The sequence below is a fragment of the Lacisediminihabitans sp. H27-G8 genome (assembly GCF_046156175.1).
Lineage (GTDB): Bacteria > Actinomycetota > Actinomycetes > Actinomycetales > Microbacteriaceae > Lacisediminihabitans.
In genome coordinates, this window is the sequence record NZ_JAYLVL010000012.1 from 1 (window position 1) to 8,420 (window position 8,420).

Sequence of the window (8,420 nt, forward strand, 5' to 3'; positions counted from 1 at the left end):
GAGATCCCACAACCGGGCCGTCACCTCCGGAACCAGCCGCGCTGAGAACCGTGCCACCGAATCCGTCATAACCATCCTCCAAAACTGCCAGATGGTGCGCTGACCGGTTGAACCTCCCCACGCTAAGGGGTTCCTGGGCGTCTGAGCGGTCGTAGTTTTCCGGCTTTGGGTTGGCGGGGGTTGTTCCAGGTGTAGTCGCCGGTGAGGTTGATATGTTCCCAGCCGAGTGGTGAGAGATGGTCGAGCAACGGATCATCGACTGGGTGGCCAGTGGTGGTGATGGTGTGTTCGAGGTAGACGGTGTTCCAGAGGGTGATCGCGGCGGTGAGCAGGTTCAGCCCGGATGCGCGGTGGCGTTGGTTGTCGTAGGAACGGTCGCGGAGCTCACCGAGCCGGTTGAAGAACACCGCACGGGCGAGCGCGTTCCGGGCTTCTCCTTTATTCAGGCCGGTTTGCACTCGTCGGCGCAGTTCCGGGTTCTGCATCCAGTCGAGGGTGAACAGGGTGCGTTCGAGGCGACCAAGTTCCCGGAGCGCCGTTGCAAGCCCGTTCTGGCGCGGGTAGCTACCGAGCTTTCGCAGCATCAGCGATGCGGTGACGGTGCCGCTCTTGATTGAGGTGGTGAGACGCAGGATGTCGTCCCAGTGGGCGCGAATGAGTGTGGTGTTGATGCTGCCGCCGATCAGCGGCTTCAGGCTCGGGTAATTGTCGGACTTGCCGGGAATGTAGAGGCGCTTATCGGCCAGTCCTCGGATGCGTGGGGCGAACCGGTAGCCGAGGAGGTGGGTGAGGGCGAAGACGTGGTCGGTGAAACCGGCGGTATCGGTGTAGTGCTCCTCGATCCGAAGGTCGGACTCGTGGTAGAGCAGTCCGTCGAGAACGTGGGTGGAGTCCCGGACGGTGGCGGAGATCACTGTGCTGTGGAACGGTGCGTACTGGTCGGAAATGTGGGTATAGAACTGGACGCCGGGTTCTTGCCCGTATTTGAGGTTGACGTGGCCGGCGAACAGCCCGCGGCCGCCGGCTTTGAAGTTTTGCCCGTCGGAGGAGGAGGTGGCCCCGTGCCCCCACCGGGCGGCGAAGGGTTGCCGGGATTGTGCGTTGACGATTTCGGCGAGGGCGGCGGCGTAGGTTTCGTCGCGGACATGCCAGGCCTGTAACCAACCGAGTTTGGTGACCGTGATCCCGGGGGATGCTTCCGCCATTTTCCGGAGCCCTAGATTGATCGCATCGGAGAGGACTGCGCTCAACAGGAGGCTGGTGTCTTTGGGCGGTTGGCCGGATTTGAGGTGGGTGAAGTGTGTGGAGAATCCGGTCCACTGATCAACTTCGAGGAGCAGTTCGGTGATCTTCACGTGCGGCAGGAGTCCGTAGCTGGCCCGGATCAGGGCGTCTGCTTCGTCGGGCACCATGTTCGTCAGCGGGCTGATCCGCAAATGTCCGGCCGCCGTCATCGCCGCATCGGGCAACTCGCCGGCCGCTGCGAGGCTCTCAACCGCGACGAGCTGTTGCTTCAAAAGGGCCATGCGGGCGCCGAGGAACTGGTCAACATCTGCGGCGATCGGCAGCCCGAGCGCGTCCGTGGTCTGGCGTTCCCGGAACACGGGGGCGGGCAGAAGGTATTCATCAAAGTCCCTGTGCTGGCGGGAGCCAGGCACCCAAATGTCTCCAGAGCGCAGCGAGTTCCGAAGCTCCGACATCACGCACAATTCGTAGAAGCGCCGATCGAGGCCCTCGGGCGTTCTGACGAGATCGGCCCACCGTTTGCGAATGAAGGAAGTCGGGGCCGTGTCTGGGACTTTCCGCGCCTGGCGGGCGTTCAGGTCACGAAGCAGCACGATCCCGGCGAGAACATCACGCGCAGCAGGCGCTGCCCGAAAATCGAGGGCGTCAAGGAGGGCGGGGACGTAGCGGTGAAGTTGCCCATACCCGTCGATCGCGAAGGCGAGATGATCGAAGTTCGCTGGCCCCGCGAGGTGCTCCGCCTCGGTGACACTCTCCTCAAGAGCCGCCCAGGAGATCACCTTCTCGATCGCGGCGTAAGGTTCAGCCCCGGATTCTTTCGCGGCCAGGAGGGCGCGGCCGATCTGTGAATACAGGCGAACCTTCTCACTGATCGCTTTGCCCGAGTTCTGGAACTGCTCCGCGTGAGTGCGTTTCGCCCGGCTGAACACGGCGCCCAGGAACCTGTCATGAAGATCGATGACCTCATCGATCAACGTCGCCTGGGTGTCGAGCACAACCGCGACAAGGGTCGCGTGTCGCCGGGTCGGTTCAAGATCCCGCAAATGCTGGGAGGTCATCTGGCCGCCCTCACGGGCAAGTTTCGCAAGCCGCCCGCTGTGCACAGCGTGCCCGGTGTCGGGCGGGATCCCAATCGCGCGAACCGTTTTCAGTCTCTCCAGGTGAGTGAGAATATGCCGGGCCCTAGGTGTCCCCGACGGTTGGCGAAGCCAACTCAACCGGCTCAGCTGCGCACCGCCAGCCACCACAAGGAGTTGATCAAGGGCAGCAAGGGACGCGGCAGATACCGGCTCGATCAGGCGGGTGTGCATTCGCCGTGTGCCATGCGTCAAAGCTTCGGCACAGATGCGCTCGATGACCTCCACGGAGGGAACAACAATGCTCTCCCCCCGAAGGCCCGCAACGATCGCTTCGGCCAGGGCAAAACCACGATCGGTGCGTTGGGCAAGGTCGGCAAGGGTGACCGCCCACCGGCGGTAATCGGAGAGATCAAAGGTTCGAAGCTTCAGCCAGGTTTGCAGTTCGGCAAAGTGCTCGACCCGGGTTTGTGGGCGTGCGGCGTACTGATCCCAGCTTTCAGCTGAAATGCCGAGCTGTTTGACGAGCCGTTCGACCAGAGCAGCATCGGGGACCTCGTCGACCCCGAGGGCACGGCCGGGGAATCGGAGGTAACAGAGTTGAACGGCGAACCCCAACCGGTTTTCATCTCCGCGGCGTTGCCGGATGATCGCCAGGTCGGAATCGCTCAACGTGTAGTGCTGCACACGCGCCAGCTCATCGATCGGCAGAGCAATGAGCTCGTCGCGTTCGATGACGGTCAGAACCGGGCGACGCGGCATGAATGCTCCTTCTTGAAAACGGAGGAAAACAAGAACCCCATCCCCGCTGCGGGCAGCACACGGAACTTCGCGGGTTTTGGTCTCTCACAAACACTTCTCAGAACAGTATTCTTGCATCACTCCACAACAACGGATTCCGAGAACCGAAACGGTACCCCATGCTCATCGGCTACGCCCGCGTCTCAACGACCGACCAAAACCTCGACCTGCAACGCGACGCCCTGACCGCTGCCGGCTGTCAGAAAATCTTCACCGACACCATCAGCGGTGCCAAATCCTCCCGCCCAGGCCTGGACCTAGCCCTCGATCATCTCCGCGACGGGGACACACTAGTCGTCTGGAAACTTGACCGGCTGGGCCGTTCCGTGAAGAACCTGATCGCGTTCACCGACCAGCTCGAGCACGCCGGGATCGGGTTCCGGTCCCTCACCGACCAGATCGACACCACCACCCCGGCCGGCCGGTTCTTCTTCCACGTCATGGCCTCCCTCGCCCAGATGGAACGGGAACTCACTGTTGAGCGCACCCGTGCCGGGCTGGAAGCCGCCCGAAAGAACGGGCGCCCTCCCGGCCGCAAACGCCTCATGACCGACCGGAAGATCGCCGCCGCACGGCAGCTGCTCGCCCAAGGCACCTCTGCCGCCGACGTGGCCCACAACGTCGGCGTCTCGATCCCGACCCTCTATCGGTGGATCCCCGCCACCGAACGCTGAACCAGGAAACGGAGCTTCAACTACGCCAGTTGGGCCCAAAAATCCGCCGAGTTATTTATGTGGAGGTGTTGCCCCGCCCGTCAGTGATCGACAGCAGACACTTCTATTGCGGCCGCACCGGCGAATGCGGAAGTGTTCGCTGAACTGTTTTCATCGCTGAGGAAGATCGTCGTCGACTGGAGCTTCGTGTCGCGGGTCGAATGCCGGATCGGCGCGGGCACGCAAGAGCACTCCCGTTATTAGGAATGCCGCGCCAATAAATAATCCCGCGCGAAGCGGACCGAGGCCAGTTCCTGGGAAAAGGTCCAAATACCCAGGGGAATTGCAATGACCAACACAGTTAGGAGCCACGCGCCGTGTGCGAGGCCGCGCAGGGTTTGGGTTCGCCGATTTTGGGGGTGTTTCAAACGTAGATTTTTCATCCTGTTAGTGCCCCGATTGGATCGAAGGGCACCTGATCTATGGGGGTCCTGTCAGTTGGTGGGGTCGTCGCCGGCGTAGGCGTACCGGTCTGACTCCATTCGCTGTTCAGCTAATTTTTCCTTTTTTCGTTCCCCACAAAGCGGGTATCGATCGAAGCCGTTAGGCAGCTTAACGCGCCCTTCGCCGTCGATAGAAGAACAGGAAGATCATCGTAGCCAGCGCCAGAAGCGCCAAGATCAAGAACACGATTGATTCGCCACCCGGCGAGAGGACTGAGAAGAGAACGAAGACGGCAACGGCTAAGCCCAGGGCCAGTGTCGCAATTGCCAGCCAAAGGGCTTTTCTGGTGCTATCCGAAGCACTCACGCGTAGCCACCCCTGTCACCCCTACTTCAAAACCGATCGCCACACCTAACGCTACCGCGGCGGTCGCCCCCGCAATCGCCGACGTGCCGAGAGTGGGGGCGGCCGCAGCAGCGGCAGCTATTATGTCCGCAACATCCAACACAGTGAAGGCCACTGCCGCGAGCCCCGCCAATGCCGCGGTCCCACACGCGAGACCCAAGATCCGACCTGTGGGGTCCTGATTGTTGATGGGGTCGTCGCCGGCGTAGGCGTATCGGTTGGCGTTGGCGGGGTCGAGGGGGCTGTCGAGGGTGTCTTGTTGGGTCCAGGTTCCGGTGGTCGGGTTGTACCAGCGGAGTCCGAATTTGACCAGTCCGGAGCCGGGGTCTTTGATCCCGCCATGGAATGCGTACGGGTTCTGCCCGGCGCCGTTGCCAGTCCCGCCGGCGGAGAGGGTTTGCACCCCCCATGGGTCGTATTTGTAGGTGAACGACACGGTGGCGCTGTTGCTCAGCAGTCCGACCGGGTTTCCGGTCCCATCGAAGACGAGCATGCACGCTTGGTCGCTGGAGGTCACGATTCCGAGTGGCTGCCCGGTGGTGGGATCATCAAACACGTACGCCTGGTTCCCGTTGATGCTGTACTGCTCAATCTCCGGTTGCCCGTTCGCACCGGTACGCCCATACACCAGCTTCGTCGCGATCGCGCTTGATCCGCCTTTCGTTTCGGACAGAACCTGCGATTGGGACGCCCCCGCGTACGTGTAGGTGCTGGTCACACCTCCGGTGACCGCTTGGGTCATCTGTTCCGCCGCGTTGTAGGTGTACGACGCGGTCGGGGTGGCGGTCAGATTCCCGGCCCCGTCATAGCTGTACCCGGGGGTGGTGATTTGGTTCGCCGCGTTGAAGGTCAGGGACTGGGATGCCGGGTTAGAACCGGTGACGACCGAGGTTTTCCGGTTCCCGTCCGCGTCGTACGTGTACGTGTACGTGTTGTTCGTCGCCCCACCGGACTGGGTCACGGTGAGGAGTCGTCCGCCGCTGTCGTAGCTGAAAGCGGTCACTTGCCCGCTGAGGTTGTCTTTCTGCCACTGCAACTTCGACCGATCCGTCGAAGTCCCCGTTGCGCAGGTCGGCGCGGGACTTGCCGTGTTGTAGCAGTAGCTCATATCCAGCACCGGGGTGACCGTCGTGGGGGCCTGCCCGGTCGCAGCGGTCAAGCCGGAAATTCGTCCTGTCGTGTCGTAGGTGGTGTGTACGTGGGCGGCCCAGTAGGTGCCGGTCGAATCGGATTGCAGGTATTGGTCGGTGCGCCGGCCCTGGTCATCCGTTTTGAATACCAAATGTTGGAACGACCCGTTGTGCGGATATTTCATATCGATCAGCACACCAGAGGCGTCGTACGTATTCGTGATCGTCCCGAACCCATCAGTGGTGGTGGCCAGATTCGATCCTTTGTCGTAGGTGTACGTTTCGGTGCCGCCGCCGGCGGTGTTCACCGTGGTCAGGAGCCGACCGAGTTGATCATAGGTGTTCGTGATTGTCCCCGTTGCTGAAACACTGGTCAGTTGCTGCCCGGCAGAGTTGTACGTATTCGTCACCGTCGCAAGTCCACTGGAGAACCCGGTGCTCAAAAGCCGGTCGATCTTGTCGTAGCTGTAGGTGGTGGTGTTGCCGCGCCCGTCGGTGATCGTCTTCAACCGCCCGAACCCGTCATAGGTGAGCGCCTTCACCCCCAGGTTCGTGCCGGTCGGCGGGGTGACCGACATCAGTTGGAACGTGTACGGGTCATACCCATAGATGGTCGGGTTCGCCGGGGTCACTCCGACCGCTGCGTTGTTCGGCGCGGTCGCTGTCGCCACCGTGCCGTTCGTGTTGTAGGTCAACGCTGCGGTCGCGGCGAGAGTCGAATTGGTTGTTGAATCCACGTTGCCGGACCCGGTGTAGTGATACACCGTCTGATCGGCCGAATCGCTGCTCGTCGACGAGGGAAGGTAGGCGCTGCTGCCCGTGTTCGCATACGCGGCCGTGCGGGTAGCACCGCCCGGGGCGGCGGCGGCCGTCAATGACTGGCCCGCGTTCGCACCGAAGGTATTCGTGGAGGTTCCGGTCGGGGTGGACCCCGGAGGCGGAGTGGTGTCAGTGTTACCCCGAGTCGAAGTCGCCGGGGCCAAATTGGTGGGGCTGTAGGTTGCCGACCGTTGACGACCGATCTGATCCGTTACCTTCGAAACCCGATATCCGGCACCGATCGTATAGGTGAGGTGCGGACCGGTCGCAACCGCTGTACTTATGGACGTGTTCGGCCCGGCAACCAACGTTTGACCGGCCGACGGGTAAGTGAAGCGCGTCGTCGACGTGCCCGGGGACCCGGTCGTGGTGTTGAGCTGATCCACCTGGGTGATTCGACCGGACCCGTCGTAGGCGAAATCCGTTTCCGCACCGGTAACGGAAATGATCTGCGTCACATTGCCGGACGTGTACGTGAACGCGGTGCTGGTACCCATCGCATCAACAATGGAGGTCAAATTGGATACCGAATTTTTGATGTACTTCACATTACGGGTGAGCGCCCCGTTCGTCTGGGTCACCGTCTCCGTGAAAGAGCCCGGGTTGTAGGCGATCGTCGCCGTGCGGGCGGCAGTCGGACCCGCCGACGACACGATGTTGGTCGGATTCCCATACCCGTCAAACCCGAACGTCGTCACGTTGCCGTTGCGGTCGGTGACCGTCCTCGCCAACCCGTTCGCATCAAACGTCTCAACAGTTTGCGACACCCAGTAGGTGAGGGTGTACCCGCTCACCGTCCCGCCGGTCAACTGCGCCGCCAGCGTTGCCTGAAAACCGGCCGGGGAGGTGAAGGCCACAGCAGAGCCGGTCACCGGGGTGAACGACCAGGTGGCCCCATCCGCAGTCACAAACACCAAAGCACCAGTGGACGAGTTCACCGTCAACGTGCCCGCACCACCAGCACTGGCAATCCACTTATTCGCAGCACCATTGGAAGTGCTGCCCAATATTTGCGACATCGAGTTGAACACTGCCGTCAACGGGACAGTGGAGGTCACTCCCGGCAACGTCATCGCCCGGGTCGACACCTCAAGATTCCCGGTCCCCACATCCACAGCCGCAGTGACGTGGTCACTGATCGGAAACGACAAACGAGTCGCCGACGGCCGCGCACCGGTCATCCCCACCACAGTTGGTGCCGGCAGCGGAGACGCCGACGCCACCAACGGAATCGCGCCCACCAGGCCCACCGCCAGAACCACAGAAACCGACGCAGCTAAAGTCCCGCGCATTCGGGAGGAAACGTGTGAAACGGTCACCACTGACTCCAAATCCGACACCACCGACAAGGTCAACGTCATCGGTTGGGAGAACCGCAAGCGACGCTGCTGTCGATGTTCGGACGGGCGAATCCTGCGAGAAAATCGGAGGGCCGGGGGCCGGAAAGAGACAGTAGCCACAACGTATGCCCTTCTCCCCGGGACAGCAATAGCCTTTTCACCATCAATATTTCATCGGATTCGACGTCGCGCGCGCGAAAAGTGAGCCACTCCAGTTTCTGACCGTCTGAAAGATTATTGGGAATTCACCCTGGGTCGACTCCGCGCGTCCACGCGTCAGCCCTCCCGACCCCCTGCCGCCGGATCCCCGCAACCCACCACTAAACCGGAAAACGGAGCCCCAACTACGCCAACCCAGCACACAGAATCGGCTTAGCGTGGGGAGGTTCAACCGGTCAGCGCACCGGTGAGTTGTTCAAGTCTCTCATTTGGGGTGGCGTATCCGTAGCGTTTCCGCGGTCGCCGGTTCAGGGCAGCAGCCACCGTGTTGAGGTGTTTCTGGGTGTG

Annotated in this window: 3 protein-coding genes; 1 reads left to right on the top strand and 2 read right to left on the bottom strand. The window is 61.9% G+C overall.

Going from position 1 to position 8,420, the window contains the following annotated elements; translation table 11 throughout:
• Nucleotides 1-122: 122 nt before the first annotated feature.
• Nucleotides 123-3,083, bottom strand: a complete 2,961-nt coding sequence (locus tag VLI63_RS17575) for a Tn3 family transposase (protein ID WP_409158146.1) — start codon at nucleotides 3,081-3,083, stop codon at nucleotides 123-125.
• Between the two features lie 158 nt (nucleotides 3,084-3,241).
• Between VLI63_RS17575 and VLI63_RS17580 the strand changes: the two genes are divergently transcribed.
• Nucleotides 3,242-3,796, top strand: coding sequence for a recombinase family protein (locus VLI63_RS17580; RefSeq protein ID WP_409158147.1), 555 nt, complete (start codon nucleotides 3,242-3,244; stop codon nucleotides 3,794-3,796).
• 772 nt (nucleotides 3,797-4,568) lie between these two features.
• Here VLI63_RS17580 and VLI63_RS17585 read toward each other — a convergent pair.
• Nucleotides 4,569-7,934 carry an RHS repeat-associated core domain-containing protein gene (locus VLI63_RS17585; RefSeq protein WP_409158148.1) on the bottom strand — a complete coding sequence of 1,122 codons (3,366 nt, stop codon included), beginning with the start codon at nucleotides 7,932-7,934 and terminating at the stop codon, nucleotides 4,569-4,571.
• Nucleotides 7,935-8,420: the final 486 nt, after the last annotated feature.